Raw genomic sequence first — 22,842 nt, 5'->3', positions numbered from 1 at the left:
GGGCCGCACTGCCGCGCGGCCCGGCGCTCCGGTACTCTCTGCGTTCTGACCCGTCTTCCGCCGCCGCATGCCTTCGATCCTGATCATTGACGACAACGCCAGCGTGGCCACGGCATTGGACGTGCTGTTTTCGCTGCACGACCTCGAGACCGTACATGCGCTGTCGCCGGAAGCCGGCCTGGCCCTGCTGGAAGAGCAGCCGGTGGATCTGGTGATCCAGGACATGAACTTCACTGAAGACACCACGTCGGGTGAGGAAGGTGAGGCGCTGTTCCAGCAGATCCGCGCCCGCCATCCGGACCTGCCGGTGATCCTGCTGACCGCATGGACGCACCTGAGCAGCGCGGTGGACCTGGTCAAGGCCGGTGCCGCGGACTATCTGGCCAAACCCTGGGACGACCGCAAGCTGCTGACCACGGTCAACAACCTGCTGGAACTTTCCGAAACACGGCGCGAACTGGATCGTCGCCGCGAGCGCGAACAACGCGCACGCAGCCAGCTGGAGTCGCGTTATGACCTGCGCGGAGCGGTGGTGGCAGACCCAGCCAGCGAGCGCGTGGTCAGCCTCGCCTGCCAGGTCGCGCGCTCGGATCTGCCGGTGCTGATCACCGGACCCAACGGCGCGGGCAAGGAAAAGATCGCTGAAATCATCCAGGCCAATTCGCTGGTGGCGAAGGGAGCCTTCGTCGCGCTCAACTGCGGCGCGATTCCGGCCGAGCTGATCGAGGCGGAGTTGTTCGGCAGCGAGGCCGGTGCCTATACCGGCGCGAACAAGGCGCGCGAGGGCAAGTTCGAGGCCGCCGACGGCGGCACGCTGTTCCTGGACGAGATCGGCAACCTGTCGCTGGGTGGGCAGATGAAGCTGCTGCGCGTGCTGGAGACCGGACGCTTCGAGCGGCTGGGCTCCAACCGCGAACGACAGGTCAAGGTGCGTGTCATCAGCGCGACCAACGCCGACCTGCCGGCGATGATCCGCGACGGTCAGTTCCGGGAAGACCTGTATTACCGCCTGAACACGGTGGAACTGGCACTGCCACCGTTGGCCGAGCGCCCCGGCGACATCCTGCCGTTGGCCGAGCGCTTCCTCGCTGACGGAAAGCCGTTGTCCAGCGCCGCGGCGGCGGCACTACAGCGGCATCCCTGGCCGGGCAACGTGCGCGAGCTGCGTAACGTGATCCAGCGTGCAGGACTGCTGGCACAGGGAGATCGCATTGAAGTGGCCGACCTGAACCTGCCGCGTGTGGCAGCCGCACCGCGTGCGGCCTCCCCCACCGTGGATCCGGACCGCAGCCGCATCGAATCCGCACTGGCCCACAGCCACGGCATCATTGCCCAGGCAGCGGCCGAGCTCGGACTGAGCCGGCAGGCGCTGTACCGGCGCATGGATCGTTACGGTATTCCGCGCGAATGAGCCGGCGCTCGTTCACCTTCCGACTGTTCCTGCGGCTGCTGCCGGTGCTGGCGCTGGCCGCCGCCGGGCCGTGGTTGCTGGCCTACTGGATGGACCACGGGTGGGCGGTGGCGCTGATCTCCACGGTCGCGCTGCTGGCGTTGATGTGGTGGACGCTGCGTCGCGCCACTGCACCGGTGCGTTCCTTGCTGCGTGCACTGTCGGGCACCACCAGCAGCTACCGCGACGGCGAGTACAACTTCAGCGTGTACTGGCCCGGCGATGATGAGCTGGGCGACCTGGTGAAGGCGCACCGCGAGCTGGGTGATGTGCTGCGCGAGCAGCGCCAGGGCCTGGTGCAGCGTGAGCTGCTGCTGGACACCATGGTGCAGAACACGCCGGTGTCGATGCTGCTGCTGGCCAATGGCGGGGACGGTATCCAGCGCGTGGTGTTCTCCAACCTGGCGGCACGCAAGCTGCTGCACAACGGCTGGAAGCTGGAAGGCCAGCGCATGGACGACGTGCTGGAGACCATGCCGGTGGAGCTGCGCGACGCGATCATGCGCGGCGGCGACAGCCTGTTTGCGGTGCGTGTGACCGAAGAGGACGGACAGGAGCCGGATGAAGACGACGAACAGGTGTATCACCTGTCGCGGCGCAACTTCCATCTGAACGGCCGTCCGCACGACCTGCTGCTGGTGCGTCTGCTCACCGCCGAGTTGCGCCGTCAGGAAGTCCAGACCTGGAAGAAGGTGATCCGGGTGATCAGCCATGAGTTGAACAACTCGCTGGCCCCGATCGCGTCGTTGGCACATTCCGGCGGCGAGCTGGTGCGGCGTGGCAAGACCGAGCGGCTGGAGAACGTGTTTTCCACCATCGAGGAACGCGCCCGACATCTGGAGGGCTTCATCCGCGGCTATGCACGTTTTGCCAAGCTGCCACAGCCGCAGTTGCAGAACGTGCAGTGGGCGCAGTTCCTGGGCGGACTGCAGTTGCAGATTCCCTTCCGCATGGCCGAGCTGCCGGAAGACCTGCAGGGCCGGATCGACATCGCGCAGATGGGCCAGGCCTTGTTGAACCTGCTCAAGAACGCACACGAGGCGTGTGGTGAAGCCGATCCGCCCAATGACGATGTCGAACTGCGGGTCACGCGGCTGCCGCAGTGGCTGCGCATCGAGGTGCTGGACCGGGGCAAGGGCATGAACGAGGCGGTGCTGCAGAACGCCCTGATGCCGTTCTATTCCACCAAGCGCAACGGCACCGGGCTGGGCCTGGCGCTCACGCGTGAGATCGTGGAAGCACATGGCGGCCGGGTGGCGCTTCAGAACCGCCGCGAAGGCGGTTTGTGCGTGTCGATCCTGTTGCCGGGGTAATGAGGTAATGGGTAACGACCAACGGTCGCTACCTACCGAACGGTGGGTGACGACCGTTGGTCGTCACGCCCTCACTTCTTGACCGGGCGGTGCCAGCCTTCAATGACCTGCTGGCGGGCACGCGCGACAGTGAGCTGACCTTCCGGCGCATTGCGGGTAATGACCGAACCGGCGGCGATGGTGGCGCCCTCGCCCACCGTGACCGGAGCCACCAGCGAGCTGTTGGAGCCAATAAAGGCATGGTCGCCAATCGTGGTCTGCGACTTGTTCACGCCATCATAGTTGCAGGTGATGGTGCCGGCACCAATGTTCACCTTGCTGCCGATGACCGCATCACCCAGGTAGGTCAGATGGTTGGCCTTGCTGCCTGCGCCCAGCTGCACCTTCTTGGTCTCCACGAAGTTGCCCACGTGCGAACCCTCGCCCAGCACGGTGCCCGGACGCAGCCGCGAGAACGGACCAATGTCGGCCGCGCCTTCGCTGATCACGCCGTCCAGATCGCAATGCGGCTTGACCACCGTACCCGCGGCCAGCTTCACGTCCTTCAGGCGGGTGAAAGCACCGATGCTCACGCCGTCGCCGAGCTCCACGTCGCCTTCGAGGATGACATTGACGTCAATCTGCACATCACGTCCCACGCGCACCGTGCCGCGGATGTCCAGGCGAGCGGGGTCCAACACGCGTGCACCCTGCGCGCACAGCGCGCGTGCCTGGCGCAGCTGCCAGGCCCGCTCCAGCTGCGACAGCTGCCACGGATCATTGGCACCTTCGGCTTCCTGCGCGTCGGCCACGAAGGCCATGTCGGCCGGCGTGTAGTCGGCGGCAGCGGCAGCAAACACGTCGGTCAGGTAGTACTCGCCCTGCGCGTTGGCGTTGGACAGATTTCCCAGCCAGGTGCGCAGCGCGGTGGATTCCGCACTGATGATGCCGGTGTTGATGGTGCGCAGCGCCAGCTGCTCATCGTTGGCGTCTTTCTGCTCGACGATGGCGGCCACCCGGCCTTCGGCGTTGCGCACGATGCGGCCGTAGCCGGTGGGATTGGCCACTTCGGCCACCAGTACGGCCAGACGTCCCGGCTGCGCGAGCAGATGACGCAGGGTGTCGGCGCGGATCAGCGGCACGTCGCCGTACAGCACCAGCACCGTGGCGGCATCGGGCACCTGTGGCATGGCCTGCTGCACGGCATGGCCGGTACCCAGCTGTTCGCGCTGCTCGGCCCACTGCAGGTCGCCCTGGTCGGCAAACGCCGCGCGTACCGCCTCGCCACCATGCCCGTACACCACATGGATCGCGGCTGGCTGCAGGGCCCGCGCCGCGTCGATCACATGCGCCAGCATCGGACGCCCGGCAATGGGCTGCAGCACCTTGGGCAGGTCGGACTTCATACGCTTGCCAGCGCCAGCGGCGAGGATGATGACGTGCAGGGGATGGGTCATGGGACGGCAACAGGGAATGGCGTTACCGATGATTCTAGAGCGCCAGCGGTTAACATGGTGCGTTTCCCGCGCAGTGACCTTCGTGAGCCTCATCCGCCAAGGCAGCAGCTACCTCATCGTCGGCTTGATTCAACTCGGGATTGACTGGGCCCTGTTCGTCGCCGCCAGTGCGCTGGGCGTACCCGTGGTCCCGGCCAACCTGATGGGACGCATCGGCGGCATGCTGCTCGGGTTCTGGCTCAATGGCCGGCACACCTTCGCCCAGGACGGGGTGCAGCGCCTGGGCTGGTCGCGCTTTGCGCGCTTCCTGCTGCTGTGGGCAGTGCTGACCGTGGCCAGCACCGTGCTGGTGAGCACCGCGGCCCAGCAGCTGGGCCTCACCTATGCCTGGCTGGCCAAACCGCTGGTCGAAGGCGGTCTGGCAATCGTGTCATTCCTGCTGATGCGTCGACTGGTATTTCGCTGAGCAGACTTACTGCGCGGTGGCCCGCGCCTGCCATGCAGCCTTCCACAGTCCCGTCGGGCTGTACCTGACGGTCAGTTCGCCGTCACCGGCCGGAACGCAGATCGCGCGGAACAAGCCATTGCCGCGGATGATCGGCAATGCGCTGCCGTTGGCACTCGCCTGCCAGCCGATCGCGTCCAGCTCATTGACCACCACCCAGCCCGGCGCGTCAGCGTGGTAGCGCAGGCGGATCTGGCTGGCCTGGTAGTCCTCCAGAGTGACCTGCACCTGAGCGGCCGCGTGGTCCGGGCACGTGGTCACGGCGTCGGCAGGCAACCACAGCGTGGTGGCGAAGTCGGTGGCGGCAAACGCTGCAGGGTCGGGGTAGCGGCCTTCGTGGCGTTGCACGGCGCGCGGGTTCAGAACGCGTGGCAGCACGCTGTCACGCCGTGCCCACTGGATCTGGTCGTCGAACGCTGCCGCGCCCGGAAAGGCAGAGCCCGCCACCACCCAACGCAGCCCCAGCAGGTCGAACAGGCGTGCATTGAAGTCGGGAGCCCAGGCGGTGCCCGGCGCGTCCTGCACGTGGGCCAGCGGCCACGGCGGCGTGCCCACCATGTGCTGGTAGTCCAGGGTCATCAGCGGGTTGTAGCCGTTCACCAACGGCAGTCCCCAGGCGGCGGCTCCGTTGGTCAGCGCCGGCAGGCCGAACACCGCAGCGCGCTCCGGAATGCCCTCGCCGAGCTCTGCGGTGAGCGCACGGTAGGCACTCTGGGTGCCGCCACTGCGTTTGGCCGTCGGCACGGACTTGGCAGCACTGCTGGTGTTGAAGTCGGTGCCGACATTGAACACCAGCATGTCCACCACCAGCAGCGCCAGCAGCAGTCGACCGGCCCGCGCATGGCCGGCGGCCGCGCGGCGAACGCTGCGCAGTGCCCACAGTCCGATGCCGGCACTCAGCGCCAGCCACAGCAGCGAACGCAGGTGGCCTTCGAGCACCAGCCACAGGGTGTAGCCTGCGACGGCCAGCATCAGGGCCAATGACGGCAGATGCGGCTGCAACCGTTTGGTGCGCAATGCCTGCTGCAATGCCTGCGCCGAGAGCCAGGCAGCCATCGGTACGACCACGAACAAGGCATCGGCCGGACGGCGGAACAGATCCAGGCCGGGCAGCCAGCCGAACAGCCACGGGAACAGCGGCGTGCGGTCGCCCAGGGCGAAGGCCACCGCGAAGACGATGATGGCCAGCGCCACCCGTGCACGGCGCGGCTGCGCCTTGACCACGGCCGCGCCCCAGCCCAGCCACAGCGCCAGTGGCACCGCACCGATATACAGGTAATCCTGGGTGATGTCGCCGGGTCCCCAGTAGGTCCCGCGTCCCTGCTCGAACACGTTGCCCGACAGCAGCGTGGCCAGTGTCTGCCAGCGCGTGGCCCCCTGCACGCTTTCTTCCAGGCTGATCACCGCACGATTGGTGAAAGGCAGCCACGCCAGCGTGGACAGCCACTGTGGTGCACTGATCAGCGCGGCCAGCGCGCCCACCGCACCCAGTTGCAGGACCAGCTTCAGCCGCTTTGCACCGGGCGCGAACACCACGGCCGCGAGTGCGTACAGCGCGCAGCCCAGGATGATGAAGTAGGTCACCTGGGTCAGCTGCAGGCTGCACAGGCCACCGAACAGACCGGCCCAAGCCGCGTCACGCCAGCGCTGCTGGTGGCGCAGGCGCGAAAGGGCCAGCCACAACCACGGCAGCCAGGCGTAGCTGACCAGCATCGGCGTGTGCTGCAGACGCGAGGCGGCCACGGCGCCGAAGGTGAGCACCAGTGCGAACACCAGCTGGGGAAGTGCCTGCAGACCGTAATGTCGTGCCAGACGCAGCCCGCCCAGCCCGCACAGCAGCACATGCAGCATCACCACCACGCCGAACCAGTACAGCGACTGGGGAGCGAGCATCATGGGCAGGACCATGCTGGGCTGGAACGTCATCATCTGCGGGTCGGCCACCTGCGGGTAGCCACTGAACAGATAGGGATTCCACCAAGGCAGCTGCAGCTGCTGCAGCTGCTGCGCGACGAAGCTCACCGCCGGGAAGAACTGCTGGGTGGCGTCGAACGGAATCGCCTTGGCACCGACCAGCCATGGCAGGCCAAGTACCAACCAGATCACCGCGAAGGTCACGTCCGGCCGTGCAAATACGCGCGTCCTCGCGCCAGATGCGCTGACGCTGTCTACTGCCTGCATTCCGTGCTTCCCTGTATAGCGAGATATGAAAACGCCGGCATTATGCCGGCGTTTTCATTGTCATGCCTGGCGCGGACGTCAGTGCTTGAGCGTCTTGCGGAGACGTTCCAGTGCCTGCAGCTGCACCACGGCCTCGGCCAGCTTCTGCTGGGCTTCGGCCACGTCCATGGCTTCGCCACGGTTGGCCAGCATGCGCTCGGCGTCTTCCTTGGCCTGGCGGACCTTGGCTTCGTCGATGTCCTCGGCACGGATGGCGGTGTCAGCCAGCACGGTCACGACCTGCGGCTGCACTTCCAGAATGCCGCCGGAAATGGCGAAGTCCAGCTGCTCGCCGCTCGGCGTGGTGACCACGACCTTGCCGGGCTTGAGTCGGGTGATCAGCGGGGCGTGCTTGGGCGCAATGCCCAGCTCGCCCAGCTCACCGGTCGCCACGACCAGGGTCGCTTCGCCACGGAAGATTTCCTGTTCAGCGCTGACGATGTCGCAACGAATGGTGCTCATGATCAGGCCTTCTCAGCCATCTTCTTGGCCTTCTCGACCGCTTCTTCGATGCTGCCGACCATGTAGAACGCCTGTTCCGGCAGGTGGTCGTATTCGCCATCGACGATGGCCTTGAAGCCACGGATGGTGTCCTTCAGCGACACGTACTTGCCCGGCGAGCCGGTGAACACTTCGGCCACGTGGAACGGCTGGCTGAAGAAGCGCTCGATCTTGCGGGCGCGCGACACGGCCTGCTTGTCTTCCTCGGACAGTTCGTCCATGCCCAGGATGGCGATGATGTCCTTCAGTTCCTTGTACTTCTGCAGGGTCTGCTGGACGCGCTGGGCGGTGTCGTAGTGCTCGTGGCCGATGACCAGCGGGTCCATCTGGCGGCTGGTGGAGTCCAGCGGATCGACGGCCGGGTAGATACCCAGCGAGGCGATCGAACGCGACAGGGTCACGGTCGAGTCCAGGTGGGCGAAGGTGGTCGCCGGCGACGGGTCGGTCAGGTCGTCCGCGGGAACGTACACGGCCTGGATCGAGGTGATCGAACCGTTCTTGGTCGAGGTGATGCGTTCCTGCAGAACGCCCATTTCCTCGGCCAGGGTCGGCTGGTAACCCACGGCCGACGGCATACGGCCCAGCAGTGCCGACACTTCGGTACCGGCCAGGGTGTAGCGGTAGATGTTGTCGACGAACAGCAGCACGTCCTTGCCCTTGCCGTTTTCGTCCTTCTCATCGCGGAAGTATTCCGCCATGGTCAGGCCGGTCAGGGCGACGCGCAGACGGTTGCCCGGCGGCTCGTTCATCTGGCCATAGACCATCGCCACCTTGTCGAGGACGTTGGAGTCCTTCATTTCGTGGTAGAAGTCGTTGCCCTCACGGGTACGCTCACCCACGCCGGCGAACACGGACAGACCACTGTGCGCCTTGGCGATGTTGTTGATCAGTTCCATCATGTTGACGGTCTTGCCGACGCCGGCACCGCCGAACAGACCGACCTTGCCGCCCTTGGCGAACGGGCACATCAGGTCGATGACCTTGATGCCGGTTTCCAGCAGCTCGGTGGCCGGGGACTGGTCTTCGTACGACGGGGCTTCGCGATGGATTTCCCAGCTGTCGCTGGCGGCCACCGGGCCGGCTTCGTCGATCGGACGACCCAGCACGTCCATGATGCGGCCCAGGGTGCCGGCACCGACCGGCACCGAGATGGCGCGGTTGGTGTTGGTGGCAACCAGGTTGCGCTTCAGGCCGTCGGTCGAGCCGAGCGCGATGCAGCGGACGACACCGTCGCCCAGCTGCTGCTGGACTTCCAGCGTGATTTCGGTGTTGTCCACCTTCAGTGCGTCATACACCTTCGGCACGGATTCGCGGGGGAATTCCACGTCGACGACGGCGCCGATGATCTGAACGATCTTGCCCTGACTCATTGCTGCATCCTCTAATTTAAATGCTTTGACTGTGCGCGTCAGACTGCTGCCGCGCCGCCGACGATTTCGGAGATTTCCTGGGTGATCGCTGCCTGGCGGGCCTTGTTGTAGACCAGCTGCAGGGTTCCGATCAGCTTGTTCGCGTTGTCACTGGCCGACTTCATCGCCACCATGCGCGCTGCATGCTCGGAGGCCACGTTTTCCAGCACGGCCTGGTACACCAGCGACTCCACGTAGCGCGTCATCACGTGCTCAAGCACGGTGGCGGCATCGGGTTCGTACAGGTAATCCCAGTCATGGTGCGCGACCTGCTTTTCAGCCGGCGGCAGCGGCAGCAGCTGATCAAAGCTGGCCTTCTGCACCATCGTGTTGATGAAGCGGTTGTAGACCAGGTAAACGCGGTCGACCTTGCCTTCGGTGAAGGCGTCGAGCATCACCTTGATCACGCCGATCAACTGCTCCAGGTGCGGCACGTCACCCATGTGGGTCACGCTGCCGACCATGTTGACCTTGATGCGGCGGAAGAAGGTCGATGCCTTCTGGCCGATGGTCACCACGTCGATCTCGGCACCCTTTTCCTGGTACTGGCGGACTTCGCCCAGCATCTTGCGGAACAGGTTGTTGTTCAGGCCGCCGGCCAGACCGCGGTCGGAGGAGATCACGATGTAGCCGACCCGCTTGACCTCGTCACGCTGGACCAGGAAGGGGTGCTGGTAGTCGGTGCTGGCCTGGGCCAGGTGACCGATCACCTGCTTCATCGCCTGCGCATACGGACGCGAGGTCTTCATGCGATCCTGCGCCTTGCGGATCTTGGAGGCCGACACCATCTCCAGCGCGCGGGTCACCTTGCGGGTGTTCTGCACGCTCTTGATCTTGGTTTTGATTTCGCGACCGCTTGCCATCTCTTATTCCCGTATCGCGGGGCGAACCCCGCGGTTGTCGTTGTGAAGCGGGGCAGAACCCCGCTCTACACGCTTACCAGCTGCCGGTGGTCTTGAACTCGGAGATGCCCTTCTTGAAGGCCGCTTCGATGTCGTTGTCCCAACCGCCGGTGGCGTTGACCTTGCCGATCAGCTCGCCCTGGGTGTTGGCGAAGTGGGCGTGCAGGCCTTCTTCGAAGGCCAGCAGCTTGGCGACCGGCACGTCGTCGAGGTAACCCTCGTTGACGGCGTAGATCGACAGCGCCTGGTTGGCGATCGACATCGGGGCGTACTGCTTCTGCTTCATCAGCTCGGTGACGCGCTGACCGCGCTCCAGCTGCTTGCGGGTGGCTTCGTCCAGGTCCGAGGCGAACTGCGCGAACGCAGCCAGCTCACGGTACTGGGCCAGCGAGATACGGATGCCGCCGGACAGCTTCTTGATGATCTTGGTCTGGGCCGCACCACCGACGCGCGACACCGAGATACCGGCGTTCACGGCCGGGCGGATGCCCGAGTTGAACAGATCGGTTTCCAGGAAGATCTGGCCGTCGGTGATCGAGATCACGTTGGTCGGCACGAATGCCGAGACGTCGCCGGCCTGGGTTTCGATGATCGGCAGTGCGGTCAGCGAACCGGTCTTGCCCTTCACTTCACCCTTGGTGAACTGCTCGACGTACTCTTCCGAGACGCGGGCCGCACGTTCCAGCAGGCGGGAGTGCAGGTAGAACACGTCACCCGGGTAGGCTTCACGGCCCGGCGGACGCTTCAGCAGCAGCGAGATCTGGCGGTACGCCACGGCCTGCTTGGACAGGTCGTCGTACACGATCAGGGCGTCCTGGCCGCGGTCCATGAAGTACTCACCCATGGTGCAGCCCGAGTAGGCGCTGATGTACTGCATGGCAGCCGATTCAGAAGCGGTGGCGGCCACGACCACGGTGTGGGCCAGCGCGCCGTTTTCTTCCAGCTTGCGCACGATGTTGGCCACGGTCGAGGCCTTCTGGCCGATCGCGACGTACACGCACTTGATGCCGGTCGACTTCTGGTTGATCACCGCGTCGATGGCCAGGGCGGTCTTGCCGGTCTGGCGGTCACCGATGACCAGCTCGCGCTGGCCGCGGCCGATCGGAATCATGGCGTCGACGGACTTGTAACCGGTCTGCACCGGCTCGTCGACCGACTTGCGCCAGATCACGCCCGGAGCCACGCGCTCCACCGGCGCGGTCAGCTGGGCGGCGATCGGGCCCTTGCCGTCGATCGGCTCGCCGAGTGCGTTGACGACGCGACCCAGCATTTCCGGACCGACCGGCACTTCCAGGATGCGGCCGGTGGTCTTGGCCACGTCGCCTTCGCGCAGGTGCTCGTAGCCACCCAGGACCACGGCGCCGACCGAGTCGCGCTCCAGGTTCAGGGCCAGGGCAAAGGTGTTGTTCGGCAGTTCGATCATTTCGCCCTGCATCACGTCGGCCAGACCGAAGATGCGCACGATGCCGTCGGACACGCTGGTCACGGTGCCTTCGTTGCGCGATTCCGCGGCCAGCTTGACCTTCTCGATGCGGTTCTTGATCAGTTCGCTGATTTCGGAGGGGTTGAGCGTGGTTGCCATCGTCAAGTCCTAGTGCCGGCGGTCACGCCGGACGTTAAATGAATTCAGTTAGCGAGCGCGGTCTGCAGGCGCGACAGCTTGCCCTTGAGCGAGCCATCGATCACCACGTCACCGGCGTCGATCACGGCACCGCCGATCAGCGAAGCGTCGACCGCCGTGGTCACTTCCACATCGCGGCCGAAGCGCTTGCGCAGCGCGGCCTTGATGGCGTCCAGTTCAGCGGAAGACAGCTCGGCGGCCGAGGTCACCGTGGCCTTGACCACGTGTTCGGCTTCGGCGCGGAGCTGGTCGTACATGCCTGCGATTTCCGGCAGCAGCGGCAGACGGTGCGCCTCAGCCAGCAGGCTCAGGAAGCGACCGAAGGTCTCGCTGGCCGATGCCGGAGCCAGCAGCGCGACGGCATCGTCACGGCCCAGCTCCGGGTTCGACAGCAGGGCCGACACGCGCGGATCGGCGGCCACGTGGGCGGAGAACGCAAGCGCGTCCGACCACGGCGCGAACGTGCCTTCGTCGCGCGCGGTCGCGAACGCGGCGCGGGCATACGGGCGTGCAAGCGTGAGGGCCTGGCTCATCGTTTAGATCTCCGAGGCCAGCTCGTCGAGCAGCGCCTTGTGGGCGTTGGCGTCGATTTCGCGCTTGAGCAGCTTTTCAGCGCCGGTCACAGCCAGTGCCGACACCTGCTTGCGCAGATCTTCGCGGGCACGGTTGGCAGCCGCATCGATTTCGGCCTGGGCCAGTTCTTTCTGGCGGGTGGCTTCAACGATGGCTTCGTTCTTGGCGGCTTCAACGATCTGGTTGGCGCGCGCGTGGGCCTGATCGATGATCTCGTTGGCCTTGGTGCGGGCGTCCTTCAGGGCTTCGTTGACCTTTTCCTGCGCCTGGGCCAGATCCTTCTGGCTGCGGTCAGCAGCGGCGAGGCCTTCAGCGATCTTCTGCTGGCGCTCTTCGATGGCATTCATCAACGGCGGCCAGATCTTGGTCGCGATGATCCAGATCAGACCGGCGAACGCCAGTGCCTGGGCAACGAGGGTAAAACCGATTTCCATGGGGTTCGCTCAATCTGGGGTGACGGGGTGGGTGCGCCACCAAAGCGGCGCACCCGGTCCTTCATCCGCGAGCGGGTGTCGTATGGCACCCGTTCGTTTCAATCCGCTGGATCAGCCGGCCAGAGCCTTGGACACGGCGTCGGCGAAGACCGAGCTCAGCGGGTTGGCGAAGGCCAGCAGCAGGCCGACGGCGACCGAGATGATGAACGCGGCGTCGATCAGGCCGGCGGTGATGAACATGCGGACCTGCAGCACCGGGATCAGTTCCGGCTGGCGGGCGGCCGACTCCAGGAACTTACCGGCCATGATGGCCAGGCCCAGACCGGCACCCAGCGCGGCCAGGCCGATCATGATGCCGACGGCGAGGGCGGTGGAGCTCTGAATCTGCGCGAAGTTGGTCAGGACGGCGGCAAAGTACATGGTTATCTCCTGGAACTAATTAGTAGCTAAGGGTAATGAAACGGATGAAGGGTGAAGCGAAAACTCAGTGAGCGTCTTCCGACAGGCTCAGGTACACGATGGACAGCATCATGAAGATGAACGCCTGCAGCGGAATCACCAGCAGGTGGAACAGCATCCAGCCCAGGCCGAATGCACCGCCGGCGATGGCGCCGACGATACCTGCACTGCCCAGCACCCAGATCAGCAGGAAGACGATTTCGCCGCCGAACATGTTGCCGAACAGTCGCATCGCCAGCGAAATCGGCTTGCTCAGCCACTCGACGATGTTGAGGATCAGGTTGAACGGCATCATCCACTTGCCGAACGGAGCGGTCAGGAATTCCTTGGTGAAACCACCAAAGCCCTTGGCGCGCAGCGAGAAGAACAGCATCAGGAAGAACACGCTGATCGACATGCCCAGGGTGGCATTGACGTCGGCGGTCGGCACCGGCTTCCAGTACGGGATGCCCAGGGCTTCCAGCGGCAGCGCGATGAAGTCGGCCGGAATCATCTTGACGAGGTTCATCAAGAGGATCCAGAAGAAGATGGTGATGGCGATCGGGGTCACCAGCTTGCTGGTGCCGTGATAGGTGTCCTTGGCCTGGCGGTCAACGAACTCCAGGCAGATCTCGACGAACGCCTGCCACTTGCCCGGCACGCCGGCGGTGGCCTTGCGGGTGGCCAGCCAGAAGCCGAACACCATCAGCAGACCCAGCGCGACCGAGGTCACGATGGTATCCACGTGGATCGCCCAGAAACCGCCTTCCTGCATATGGAAGGTGAGGTTGTGCAGGTGATGTTGGATGTAGGAGGTGGGTGTAAGCGCCTCGCCTGCCATGTGTCCGGAACCTTGAGTTAAATAAATAAAAGGGAATCAGAGCCTGGCCATGGCCAGAGCCTGGAACATCAATCCGACGGCGACTCCGGCCAGCAGCGCCAGGGCAGGCAGCTTGAAGACCACGAAACACACCGCCAGGACACCAAAAACGAGCACCAGCTTCACCACCATGCCCAGGATCAGCCGGAGCAGCGCCGAACCGGCCGCCTGCACCCCGCCCCCGAACGCCATCCGCGCCGCGATCGAGCCACCGATGGCGATCGCAACACCCGGAGCCAACGCCCCGAGGGCGGCTTTCGGGCCTACCAGCAGCAGGAAGATCAGCGCCAGGACAGCCACTGCGGCCAGCGGGTAGACCGCAGCGCGCAGCATCAGTCGCCGACCCGCAGCAACGGAGTTCAGCACACGAAGTCCTGCATGTTTGTGGGAAGAATGGCCAAGGCGGTAACAAGCGCCTCGTCGAGCCGCCAAATTATAGCAACGGGACAATTTGCGAGACAACCGCCCCCTGTTCATCCCGAATGGTCGCAAGTTGCTGCATCGCCACAGTTTTTGGGTTCCGGGGCGGTCCAATCGCGTCACACGGTGACGCTTTCGATGCCGCATTGCACCATATTGAACTTTGGTCGCAGGCACAGGTCTGTTCAATCGGCCTGTCGCTTCATCCTCGTCGACGCCCTGTTGCAGGCCACTGCCAGGTGGCCCCGAGCTCTCTCCGGGGCCACCTTCTTTCCCCGGCCGCGCAAAACGCGAAGCCGGTCACAGCCCGGCCGCCCTCGACTGAACGGTACACGTGCCGTCCACCATACGTTCACGAATGGTGGACGTTGGCGCAGCGCACAGTGATTCCACTTCTTCGAATCACTGCAAGGATCCTTCCTCATGCGCCTGTCGCTCTCACTGCTTGCCCTTCCTCTCGCCCTGGCCACGCTGGCACATGCTGGCAGCGCACACGCCGCCGAGGGTGATGACCGTTTCGCGCTGCGCCTGGGTGCGATGAACATCGACTCGGACAACACGATCCGCGGCAGCACCACGGTGGCCGGGCAGGACCTGAGCTTCTCGGAAGACTTCAAGCTGGGGGGCAAGGAATGGGAGCCGCGCGTGGATGGCCTGTTCCGGATCAGCGACCGTCAGCGCCTGATCTTCAATTACTTCAAGTACGACAAGGACCGCCGCGAGACGCTGGATGAAGGCATCAGCTTCGGCGACGAGACCGTGCCGGCAGGCAGCTTCATCAAGGGCGAACTGAAGTACCAGGTGGCCAGCCTGGTGTACGACTACTCGGTGGTCGACACCGACACCTTCGATCTGGGCCTGCAGCTCGGCGCCGAGTACGCCAAGGTGAGCACCAAGGGCTACGCCTCGGTCGGCACGCTGTATGAAGGCCAGTTCCTGGATGAAAGCACGGATGGCGTGGCACCGGTGGTGGGCGCGCGCTTCACCATCACCCCGTCGGAGAAGTGGATGATCACCGCGCAGGGTCAGTACCTGAATACCGACTGGGGCAGCTTCGACGATTACGAAGGTGACCTGACCCGCGCCAACGTGATTGTCGATTACCGCATGACCAAGAACTTCGGCCTGTTCGCCGGCTATGACTGGTTCCGCCTGGACGTGGACCAGAAGGGCAGCGACGGCGTCATCGGCCTGAAGCAGGAGTTCAAGGGCCCGGTGGCGGGTATCAGCGTGATGTTCTGAGCCAAACGAAACCCACAAAAAACCCGGCGATCGCCGGGTTTTTTGTGTGCGTCATTTCTTCTTCGGGATGTACAGATCGGTGATCGTGCCGTCGTAGATCTCCGCCGACATCGCCACCGACTCGCTCAGCGTCGGATGCGCATGGATGGTGTGGCCGATGTCTTCGGCTTCGGCACCCATTTCAATGGCCAGGCCAATCTCGGCCAGCAGATCACCGGCATGCACACCGACGATGGCACCACCGATGATGCGGTGGGTGTCTTCGTCGAAGATCAGCTTGGTGAAACCTTCCGTACGGCCGATACCGATGGCGCGACCGCTGGCCGCCCACGGGAACTTGGCCACGCCGACCTTCAGGCCCTTGGCCTTGGCTTCGGTTTCGGTCACGCCGACCCAGGCGATTTCCGGGTTGGTGTAGGCCACCGACGGAATCACCCGCGCCACCCACTCCTTCTTCTCGCCCGCGGCGACTTCAGCCGCCAGCTTGCCTTCGTGCGTGGCCTTGTGGGCCAGCATCGGGTTGCCGACGATGTCGCCGATGGCAAAGATGTGCGGAACGTTGGTGCGCATCTGGCGGTCGACCGGAATGAAACCGCGGTCGGTGACCTGCACGCCCGCCGCTTCGGCGGCAATCTTCTTTCCGTTCGGCGAGCGGCCCACGGCGACCAGCACGCGGTCGAAGGTGCCCTGTGCCAGCGCGGGGGTTTCGCCCTCGGCGGCCGCTTCGAAGGTCACGGTGATGCCCTTCTTGTCGGCGCTCACGCCGGCCGCCTTGGTCTTCAGGTGCACCTCGATACCCTGCTTCTTCAGGCGGTCCGCCAGCGGCTTGACCAGGTCCTTGTCGGCACCTGGCATCAGCTGGTCCATGAACTCGACCACGGTCACCTTGCTGCCCAGCGCACCGTACACGGTGGCCATTTCCAGACCGATGATGCCGCCGCCCACCACCAGCAGCGAACCCGGCACCTCGGCCAGTTCCAGCGCATCGGTGGAATCCATCACGCGCGGGTCGTCCCACGGGAAGTTCGGCAGCTTCACCGCCTGCGAGCCGGCCGCGATGATGCACTGTTCAAAGCGCAGCAGCTGGGTCGTGCCGTCGTCGCCGACGATCTCCAGCTCGTTGGCAGAAACGAAGGTGGCCACGCCCTGCACGGTACGCACCTTGCGCTGCTTGGCCATGCCGGCCAGGCCCTTGGTCAGCTGGGTGACCACTTTTTCCTTGTAGCCGCGCAGCTTGTCCAGGGTGATGGTCGGCTTGCCGAACTCCACGCCGAAGTCGCCGGCATGGGCCACTTCGTCGATCACCGCTGCCGCATGCAGCAGCGCCTTGGACGGAATGCAGCCGACGTTGAGGCAGACGCCGCCGAGGCTGGCGTAGCGCTCGATCAGCACGGTGTCCACGCCGAGGTCAGCCGAGCGGAACGCGGCCGTGTAACCGCCCGGGCCTGCGCCCAGCACCACCATCTTGCATTCGATATCGGCCGGCTTGCCCGAGGACAGCGCCGGTTTCGGCGCGGCCGGCTCAGCCGGGGCGCGGTGCGACGGGGTCACCGGCGGCTTGCTGGCCGGTGCGGCGGCCTTGGGCGCTTCAGCGGCCGGCGCAGCGGCGGCACCTTCAGCCTCCAGCACCACCACCACATCGCCTTCAGACAAGGTATCGCCGAGCTTGACCTTCAGTTCCTTGACCACGCCGGCAGCCGAGGACGGCACTTCCAGCGTAGCCTTGTCCGACTCCAGCGTGACCAGGCCCTGGTCCTTCTTCACCGTATCGCCCACGGCAACCAGCAGCTCGATGACCGGCACGTCGTTGTAATCGCCGATGTCGGGAACCTTGATTTCAATAGTGGCCATTGTTGTTCTCCTGGTGCTCAGCCGGCCTTGCCGGCGAGCAGTTCCTGCAGTTCGTCGAGCGACTCGTCCAGATCCTGCCAGCGACGGTCGAGCTTCTTTTCCTTCGTGTCGCTGGCTTCGATCAGCAGCGCCACCTGTTTCATCATCAGCTTGCCGGCCCCGCACGACCAACGCGAACCGCTGTAGCGCTGACCATCCACCTGGAACGACAGCACCTCGCCTTCGCTGACCGGAGCCTTGCGCTCGGCGGGGACCGCCGAATCCAGGGCAGCACGCCAGCTGCGCACCAGGCGCTGCGCCAGCGCGGCCGGAATGCTGACCTGGTACTGGTCAGGTTCCTGGTCCACGCGCAGCTCAAGACCGCCGCTGCGGACGTTGTTGTTCCAGTTGTAGACGCGCTTGTCGGCGCGGCTGTAGCGCAGGGTCCATTCCTGCTCCTGGGTCCCGGGCAGCAACGCCACCCCGGTTTCCACGCCACTGGTGGGCAGGGTCACCAGCGACAGCATCGGCTTGGCCTGGCCCTCGAACAGGGTTTCCACGGCCTGACCGTAGTTGCCTACGGCCGGTGGCCAGCCATGACCCAGGTCGGTGGTGCAGGCCGCCGAAGCGCCGGGGGCGACGATCAGCCCCAGCAGCACCAATGCGTAGAGCGGGGCTCTGCCCCGCTGCAGCCGGGCAGAGCCCGGCTCTACATGTCCAGCGTGCCTCACAGCAGCACGCGCCGCATGTCGGCCAGCACCTGCGACAGGTAGGTGGTGAAGCGCGCGGCCAGGGCACCGTCGATGACGCGGTGGTCGTAGCTCAGCGACAGCGGCAGCATCAGCTTGGGTTCGAACTCCTTGCCATTCCAGACCGGCTGGATCGACGACTTGGAGACACCCAGGATGGCCACTTCCGGTGCGTTCACGATCGGGGTGAAGGCGGTGCCGCCGATGCCACCCAGCGAGCTGATCGAGAAGCAGCCGCCGCTCATGTCGGCCGGACCCAGCTTGCCGTCACGGGCCTTCTTGGCCAGCTCACCGGTTTCCTGCGCGATCTGCACCACGCCCTTCTTGTCCACGTCGCGGATCACCGGCACGACCAGCCCGTTCGGGGTGTCAGCGGCAAAGCCAATGTGGAAGTACTTCTTCAGGGTGAGGTTTTCGCCGCTGGCATCCAGCGAGGCGTTGAACTCGGGGAACTTCTTCAGCGCCGCGGCGCTGGCCTTGATCAGGAAGGCGAGCATGGTCAGCTTGATGCCGGCCTTCTCGTTTTCCTTGTTCAGGGCCACGCGCAGGGCTTCCAGGTCGCTGATGTCGGCCTGCTCGAACTGGGTGACGTGCGGGATCATGGCCCAGTTGCGGGCTAGGTTCGCGCCGGAAATCTTCTTGATGCGCGACAGCGGCTGGGTTTCCACCTCGCCGAACTTGCTGAAGTCGACCTTCGGCCACGGCAGCAGGTTCAGACCACCACCGGCGGCCACCGGGCCGGCACCAGCGGCAGCAGCGGCACCGGTCAGGACCGACTTGACGAACTTCTGCACGTCGGACTTGGTGATGCGGCCGCCCTTTTCGGTGCCGCTCAGCTGGTTCAGGTCCACGCCCAGTTCACGCGCGAACACGCGCACGGCCGGAGTGGCGTACGGCACCTTGGAGGGCAGCACGCTGTCGGCGTTGAACTGCACCGGCGGGGTGCTGGGCGCACCCGCGGACGGAGCAGCCGCGATCTCGCGAGCGGCCAGCTTGTCCGGCTGGGCCGGCACGGCGACCGGCTCAACCTTGGTCGCGGTCTCGGCAGCCGCCGGGGCAGCCGCCGCAGCCGCCTGGGTCGGGGCCGGCGCAGCAGCGCCTTCGGCCTCGATGATCGCCACGACCTTGCCCTGCGACAGGGTGTCGCCGACCTTGACCTTGATTTCCTTGACCACGCCGGCAACCGACGACGGCACTTCCATCGTGGCCTTGTCCGATTCCAGGGTCACCAGACCCTGATCCTTTTTGACCGTGTCGCCCACGGCCACCAGCACTTCGATCACCGGGATGTCGGTGTAGTCGCCGATGTCGGGCACGGTGGCTTCCACCGGACCTGCGGAGGCGGCCGCAGCGGCCGGAGCCGGCGCAGCGGCAGACGCGCTCTGGGTGGCCGGGGCCGGGGCGGCGGCCGGGGCGGCCTTGGCGGGAGCCGGAGCTGCGGCAGGAGCCGGTGCAGCAGCGCCTTCGGCCACTTCGATCAGCGCCACGACCTTGCCCTCGGACAGGCTGTCGCCGACCTTGACCTTCAGTTCCTTGACCACGCCGGCAACCGACGACGGCACTTCCATCGTGGCCTTGTCCGACTCCAGGGTCACCAGGCCCTGATCCTTCTTGACGGTATCACCAACGGCGACGAGCACCTCGATTACCGGGATATCGCTGTAGTCACCGATATCGGGGACAAGTGCTTCCTTGATTTCGGCCATGGGGATAACTCCGGCAATCTGGTGTAGGGAATCGCCTATTGTGGGGGCAGGAGGCGTCAGCGCCAACCGGCTGAGGCAATTTTCAGCACCGCTGTCCCGGGACAGCCTGTTGCAGGTGCCGCCGTTCATGGCCTTTTCCCGGATTTGGCGCACGGCACCGCATTTCCAGTCGGTACCGTATTGTCCTGCGCCCAGCGCCGCTATTGCGCCAGCGCGTCCGCCACCGGCTGCCAGGCCGCGGTCAGGCGCGGCAGCGACCAGCCGGCATTGGCCGGGCTGGTGGACGGCAGCGACCACACCGGCAGAGGCGCTGCGCGGGCGTCGAGCGCCGGCTGCACGTAGCGCTTCCAGGCCGCATGGGCGGTGCCCCCGTTGCAGGCGATGGCGCGCAGGTGCGGCAACTGCTGGATCAAGGCCGGCAGCGGATTGACCACCTCGCTGCCGCGCACGATGTCGGCATCGAGACTGCCGCGCCGCTCGCACTGCCCGATCACGTCCCACAAGCCGATCCCGTGCGCACGCAGCGCCTGCAGCCGCTGCGCATACGGCAAGGCGTGATCCAATCCGGTCAGCGCAGCCATCAACGGCCAGAAGCGATTGCGCGGATGCGCGTAGTACTGCGCGGCCTGCAGTGACGCCACGCCCGGCATGGAACCCAGCACCAGCACGCGACACTGCGCGTCCGTCTGCGCAGGCAAGCCGATGCATCGGGCAATTTCCATCACATGATCTCCAGCTGCATGAATGTCCGTGTTCGCGCAAACCTACGCCATGACGCGTGACATGCGCTGCTCGCTGAACAGAACGAACTATTTTTTAACGTGCGTCGGATGCGATTCATGTTGCGAGGACTACGTTTGCCTCGCCCCGCAACAAGGGGGCCAAGAACAAAAAATACCTGAGGAGATTCCCCCATGCGCTCCATTCATACCCTGACCCTGGCTACGCTGACTGCCCTCGCCTTCGCACCGGCCGCATTCGCGCAGGATTCCACCCCTGACGACACCGCTTCGGGCAAGCACTTTGCCGTGGTCGGCGGCGTGTCGCTGCTGCAGCCGAAGAACGATCCGGTGGACGGCATCAAGAAGGTTGATGGCGGTCCTGCGCCGACGTTGAGCTTCAGCTATTACATCAACGACAACTGGGCTGTGGAACTGTGGGGCGCGGCGGACAAGTTCAACCATCGCGTGCGCGGCCCGGCGGGCAAGCTGGGCACGGTGGAGCAGCAGCCGATAGCGCTGAGCGGCCAGTACCACTTCGGCCAGGCCGACAACGTGTTCCGTCCGTTCGTGGGCGTGGGCTACTACGAGTCGAACTTCAGCAATGAAAACCTGGCCAGTGACGTGGGCCACGTGGGCCTGGAAACCGCCAAGGGTGCGATCGGCACCGTCGGCGTGGACATGAACATCAACAGCACCTGGTTCGCCCGTGCTGATGCGCGCTACATGCATGCGCGCCCGGACGTGACTGTCAACGGCCGCAGCACCGGCGAAGAAGCCAAGCTGGACCCGTGGACCGTGGGCTTCGGTATCGGCGCACGCTTCTGATTCAACGTCCCTGCGCACACAACGGGCTCCTTCGGGAGCCCGTTGTCGTTTGAGCGATCTTCATTTGTCCTTGCCTCACCGCCCCGCATAGTGGCCGCAACGACCCCGCACACCGGGAGGTGCCGATGGAGGACATGCTGGACCTGCTGGTGGTGGGGGGAGGCATCAATGGGGTGGGCATTGCCCGCGACGCGGCGGGTCGGGGCTGGTCGGTATGCCTGTGCGAACAGGACGACCTGGCCGCACATACGTCCAGCGCCAGCACCAAGCTGATTCACGGCGGGCTGCGCTATCTGCAGTACGGACAGTTCGCGCTGGTACGAAAGGCGCTGCGCGAGCGTGATGTGCTGCACCGATTGGCCCCGCATCTGGTCACCCCCACGGCCTTCATCGTGCCGCAGGCATCGCCGGGACGGCCGGCGTGGATGGTACGCGCCGGGCTATGGCTGTACGACCATCTGGCCGACGCAGGGCCTGCGTTCCCGCATGCACGGCGACTGGACCTTCGGCGCGACCCACGCGGCGCGGTGCTACGCGAGCCATTGCGCACGGCCTTCAGCTACAGCGATGCACGCGTCGATGACGCACGACTGGTGCTGTTGAACGCGCTGGACGCACAGGCGCGCGGCGCGCAGATCCGCACCCGCAACCGCTGCGAACAGCTGATCCGCCATCGTGACCACTGGTATGCCGTGTTGCGCCAGCATGATGGGCAGATGATCCGGCTGCGCGCCCGCGCGGTCGCCAACGCCACCGGCCCGTGGGCCGGCAATCTGATCGAGCGCGCCGGCATGGACGCGCCCATCGGCCTGCGTCTGGTGCAGGGCAGCCACATCGTGGTGCCGCGCCTGTACGACCACGACAGCGCCTACCTGCTGCAGCAGCCAGACAAGCGCGTGGTGTTCGTGCTGCCGTTCGAGGACGACTACAGCCTGATCGGCACCACCGACCTGGACTACGACGGCGACCCGGCCGAGGTGCGCGCCAATGCGGCGGAGGTGGATTATCTCTGCGCGGCCGCCAGTCGATGGCTGCGCACGCCGGTGACGCCTGAGCAGGTCGTGTGGCAGTTCAGCGGCGTGCGCCCGCTGCTGGCCGACCACCACCAGGAGGCGGCGGCGGTCACCCGCGATTACCGCCTGCAGCTGGATGACCAGCAGGCCGCGATACTCAACGTACTGGGAGGCAAGCTCACCACGTTCCGCGTGCTGGCCGAGGAAGCGGTGAACCAGCTGGCTGTGGCGCTGGGCCGGAGCGAGCCAGCGTGGACCGCGAACGGCCCGGTGCTGCCTGGCGGTGCGCAGGGAGCGTTCGACAGCGTGCTCGCGGATCTGCAGTCGCACTACCCGTCACTGCCGGTCGCGCTGCTGCGCGGGCTCGCGCATCGGCACGGCAGTCGCGCCGCCGCATTGCTGGGTGAGGCGCAGGATGTTGGCGCGCTGGGCATGCATTTTGGCGCGCAGCTGTACCAGCGCGAGGTGGATCACATGGTGGCGCACGAATGGGTATGCGAAGCGGATGACCTGCTGTGGCGGCGCAGTCACCTCGGGCTGGCGCTGGATGCGGCGCAGCAGGCGGCGTTGGCCGCGTATCTAGGCGACCATGTGACACGGACTGCGGACGCATCATGAGGGCCGGCCAACGGCCGGCGCTACCGCCCCCATTC

General features: G+C 65.4%; 21 protein-coding genes. 6 read left to right on the top strand and 15 right to left on the bottom strand.

Annotated features, from left to right (window positions below):
• The first annotated feature begins 67 nt into the window (after nt 1-67).
• Together QMX83_RS11220 and QMX83_RS11215 are read left to right on the top strand one after the other, a co-directional pair.
• A complete protein-coding gene (locus tag QMX83_RS11220) occupies nt 68-1,411 on the top strand; it encodes a sigma-54 dependent transcriptional regulator (protein WP_282296712.1) in 1,344 nt (447 codons plus the stop codon).
• On the top strand, nt 1,408-2,763 hold the full coding sequence (locus tag QMX83_RS11215; RefSeq protein WP_282296711.1) for an ATP-binding protein: 1,356 nt from the start codon (nt 1,408-1,410) through the stop codon (nt 2,761-2,763). Before QMX83_RS11220 ends, QMX83_RS11215 begins: the two co-directional genes overlap by 4 nt.
• Nucleotides 2,764-2,834: 71 nt before the next feature.
• On the opposite strand, the gene glmU is transcribed toward QMX83_RS11215, so the two are convergent.
• Nucleotides 2,835-4,199, bottom strand: a complete 1,365-nt coding sequence (glmU, locus tag QMX83_RS11210) for a bifunctional UDP-N-acetylglucosamine diphosphorylase/glucosamine-1-phosphate N-acetyltransferase GlmU (RefSeq protein ID WP_282296710.1) — start codon at nt 4,197-4,199, stop codon at nt 2,835-2,837.
• 82 nt (nt 4,200-4,281) lie between these two features.
• Between glmU and QMX83_RS11205 the strand changes: the two genes are divergently transcribed.
• The gene (locus QMX83_RS11205) at nt 4,282-4,665 is read left to right on the top strand and encodes a GtrA family protein (protein ID WP_282296709.1); all 384 of its coding nucleotides are present in this window, start codon (nt 4,282-4,284) and stop codon (nt 4,663-4,665) included.
• Nucleotides 4,666-4,671: 6 nt separating this feature from the next.
• Here the strand turns inward: QMX83_RS11205 and QMX83_RS11200 are convergent, their stop codons facing one another.
• From QMX83_RS11200 to QMX83_RS11155, 10 genes are all read right to left on the bottom strand, one after another.
• Nucleotides 4,672-6,885, bottom strand: coding sequence for a hypothetical protein (locus QMX83_RS11200; protein WP_282296708.1), 2,214 nt, complete (start codon nt 6,883-6,885; stop codon nt 4,672-4,674).
• Nucleotides 6,886-6,963: 78 nt separating this feature from the next.
• Nucleotides 6,964-7,386 (bottom strand): F0F1 ATP synthase subunit epsilon, encoded by a 423-nt coding sequence (locus tag QMX83_RS11195; protein ID WP_282296707.1) that lies wholly within the window; start codon nt 7,384-7,386, stop codon nt 6,964-6,966.
• 2 nt (nt 7,387-7,388) lie between these two features.
• The gene (atpD, locus tag QMX83_RS11190) at nt 7,389-8,795 is read right to left on the bottom strand and encodes a F0F1 ATP synthase subunit beta (protein ID WP_282296706.1); all 1,407 of its coding nucleotides are present in this window, start codon (nt 8,793-8,795) and stop codon (nt 7,389-7,391) included.
• Nucleotides 8,796-8,833: 38 nt separating this feature from the next.
• Entirely contained in the window at nt 8,834-9,697 is an 864-nt protein-coding gene (gene atpG, locus QMX83_RS11185) for a F0F1 ATP synthase subunit gamma (RefSeq protein WP_282296705.1), read from the bottom strand.
• A 73-nt stretch (nt 9,698-9,770) separates the two neighbouring features.
• Nucleotides 9,771-11,318, bottom strand: a complete 1,548-nt coding sequence (atpA, locus tag QMX83_RS11180; RefSeq protein WP_282296704.1) for a F0F1 ATP synthase subunit alpha — start codon at nt 11,316-11,318, stop codon at nt 9,771-9,773.
• 44 nt (nt 11,319-11,362) lie between these two features.
• Nucleotides 11,363-11,890, bottom strand: coding sequence for a F0F1 ATP synthase subunit delta (locus QMX83_RS11175; RefSeq protein ID WP_282296703.1), 528 nt, complete (start codon nt 11,888-11,890; stop codon nt 11,363-11,365).
• Nucleotides 11,891-11,893: 3 nt separating this feature from the next.
• Nucleotides 11,894-12,364, bottom strand: coding sequence for a F0F1 ATP synthase subunit B (locus QMX83_RS11170; RefSeq protein WP_125361394.1), 471 nt, complete (start codon nt 12,362-12,364; stop codon nt 11,894-11,896).
• 111 nt (nt 12,365-12,475) lie between these two features.
• Complete coding sequence (atpE, locus tag QMX83_RS11165) at nt 12,476-12,784, bottom strand: F0F1 ATP synthase subunit C (RefSeq protein ID WP_282296702.1); 309 nt, start codon at nt 12,782-12,784, stop codon at nt 12,476-12,478.
• Nucleotides 12,785-12,848: 64 nt separating this feature from the next.
• The gene (gene atpB / locus QMX83_RS11160; protein ID WP_125361390.1) at nt 12,849-13,643 is read right to left on the bottom strand and encodes a F0F1 ATP synthase subunit A; all 795 of its coding nucleotides are present in this window, start codon (nt 13,641-13,643) and stop codon (nt 12,849-12,851) included.
• Between the two features lie 36 nt (nt 13,644-13,679).
• On the bottom strand, nt 13,680-14,048 hold the full coding sequence (locus QMX83_RS11155) for a hypothetical protein (protein WP_282296701.1): 369 nt from the start codon (nt 14,046-14,048) through the stop codon (nt 13,680-13,682).
• Nucleotides 14,049-14,525: 477 nt separating this feature from the next.
• Here QMX83_RS11155 and QMX83_RS11150 point away from each other — a divergent pair, with 477 nt between their 5' ends.
• A complete protein-coding gene (locus QMX83_RS11150; protein ID WP_282296700.1) occupies nt 14,526-15,344 on the top strand; it encodes a hypothetical protein in 819 nt (272 codons plus the stop codon).
• 51 nt (nt 15,345-15,395) lie between these two features.
• Here the strand turns inward: QMX83_RS11150 and lpdA are convergent, their stop codons facing one another.
• From lpdA to QMX83_RS11130, 4 genes are all read right to left on the bottom strand, one after another.
• Nucleotides 15,396-17,195, bottom strand: a complete 1,800-nt coding sequence (gene lpdA / locus QMX83_RS11145) for a dihydrolipoyl dehydrogenase (protein ID WP_282296699.1) — start codon at nt 17,193-17,195, stop codon at nt 15,396-15,398.
• Nucleotides 17,196-17,212: 17 nt separating this feature from the next.
• Complete coding sequence (locus tag QMX83_RS11140; RefSeq protein WP_282296713.1) at nt 17,213-17,866, bottom strand: hypothetical protein; 654 nt, start codon at nt 17,864-17,866, stop codon at nt 17,213-17,215.
• Nucleotides 17,867-17,901: 35 nt separating this feature from the next.
• Nucleotides 17,902-19,629 (bottom strand): dihydrolipoyllysine-residue acetyltransferase, encoded by a 1,728-nt coding sequence (gene aceF, locus QMX83_RS11135; protein ID WP_282296698.1) that lies wholly within the window; start codon nt 19,627-19,629, stop codon nt 17,902-17,904.
• Between the two features lie 200 nt (nt 19,630-19,829).
• Entirely contained in the window at nt 19,830-20,351 is a 522-nt protein-coding gene (locus QMX83_RS11130; RefSeq protein WP_282296697.1) for a DNA-deoxyinosine glycosylase, read from the bottom strand.
• 192 nt (nt 20,352-20,543) lie between these two features.
• Here QMX83_RS11130 and QMX83_RS11125 point away from each other — a divergent pair, with 192 nt between their 5' ends.
• Entirely contained in the window at nt 20,544-21,176 is a 633-nt protein-coding gene (locus QMX83_RS11125; RefSeq protein WP_282296696.1) for an OmpW family outer membrane protein, read from the top strand.
• Between the two features lie 125 nt (nt 21,177-21,301).
• On the top strand, nt 21,302-22,807 hold the full coding sequence (glpD, locus tag QMX83_RS11120) for a glycerol-3-phosphate dehydrogenase (RefSeq protein WP_282296695.1): 1,506 nt from the start codon (nt 21,302-21,304) through the stop codon (nt 22,805-22,807).
• Nucleotides 22,808-22,842 lie beyond the last annotated feature (35 nt).

It is taken from the genome of Stenotrophomonas sp. PS02289, assembly GCF_029960115.1.
Lineage (GTDB): Bacteria > Pseudomonadota > Gammaproteobacteria > Xanthomonadales > Xanthomonadaceae > Stenotrophomonas.
Note: the sequence above shows the minus strand (reverse complement) of the source record. Positions and strands in the feature narration are given on the sequence as shown.

Excerpts from the sequence above, each read along its gene's own strand:
- atpB (WP_125361390.1), bottom strand. The coding sequence starts at position 13,643 with ATGGCAGGCGAGGCGCTTACACCCACCTCCTACATCCAACATCACCTG.
- QMX83_RS11125 (WP_282296696.1), top strand. The coding sequence starts at position 20,544 with ATGCGCTCCATTCATACCCTGACCCTGGCTACGCTGACTGCCCTCGCC.
- glpD (WP_282296695.1), top strand. The coding sequence starts at position 21,302 with ATGGAGGACATGCTGGACCTGCTGGTGGTGGGGGGAGGCATCAATGGG.
- atpG (WP_282296705.1), bottom strand. The coding sequence starts at position 9,697 with ATGGCAAGCGGTCGCGAAATCAAAACCAAGATCAAGAGCGTGCAGAAC.
- atpA (WP_282296704.1), bottom strand. The coding sequence starts at position 11,318 with ATGGCAACCACGCTCAACCCCTCCGAAATCAGCGAACTGATCAAGAAC.
- atpE (WP_282296702.1), bottom strand. The coding sequence starts at position 12,784 with ATGTACTTTGCCGCCGTCCTGACCAACTTCGCGCAGATTCAGAGCTCC.
- QMX83_RS11175 (WP_282296703.1), bottom strand. The coding sequence starts at position 11,890 with ATGAGCCAGGCCCTCACGCTTGCACGCCCGTATGCCCGCGCCGCGTTC.
- QMX83_RS11130 (WP_282296697.1), bottom strand. The coding sequence starts at position 20,351 with ATGGAAATTGCCCGATGCATCGGCTTGCCTGCGCAGACGGACGCGCAG.
- QMX83_RS11220 (WP_282296712.1), top strand. The coding sequence starts at position 68 with ATGCCTTCGATCCTGATCATTGACGACAACGCCAGCGTGGCCACGGCA.
- QMX83_RS11215 (WP_282296711.1), top strand. The coding sequence starts at position 1,408 with ATGAGCCGGCGCTCGTTCACCTTCCGACTGTTCCTGCGGCTGCTGCCG.
- atpD (WP_282296706.1), bottom strand. The coding sequence starts at position 8,795 with ATGAGTCAGGGCAAGATCGTTCAGATCATCGGCGCCGTCGTCGACGTG.
- lpdA (WP_282296699.1), bottom strand. The coding sequence starts at position 17,195 with ATGGCCACTATTGAAATCAAGGTTCCCGACATCGGCGATTACAACGAC.
- QMX83_RS11150 (WP_282296700.1), top strand. The coding sequence starts at position 14,526 with ATGCGCCTGTCGCTCTCACTGCTTGCCCTTCCTCTCGCCCTGGCCACG.
- glmU (WP_282296710.1), bottom strand. The coding sequence starts at position 4,199 with ATGACCCATCCCCTGCACGTCATCATCCTCGCCGCTGGCGCTGGCAAG.
- QMX83_RS11195 (WP_282296707.1), bottom strand. The coding sequence starts at position 7,386 with ATGAGCACCATTCGTTGCGACATCGTCAGCGCTGAACAGGAAATCTTC.
- QMX83_RS11170 (WP_125361394.1), bottom strand. The coding sequence starts at position 12,364 with ATGGAAATCGGTTTTACCCTCGTTGCCCAGGCACTGGCGTTCGCCGGT.
- QMX83_RS11200 (WP_282296708.1), bottom strand. The coding sequence starts at position 6,885 with ATGCAGGCAGTAGACAGCGTCAGCGCATCTGGCGCGAGGACGCGCGTA.
- aceF (WP_282296698.1), bottom strand. The coding sequence starts at position 19,629 with ATGGCCGAAATCAAGGAAGCACTTGTCCCCGATATCGGTGACTACAGC.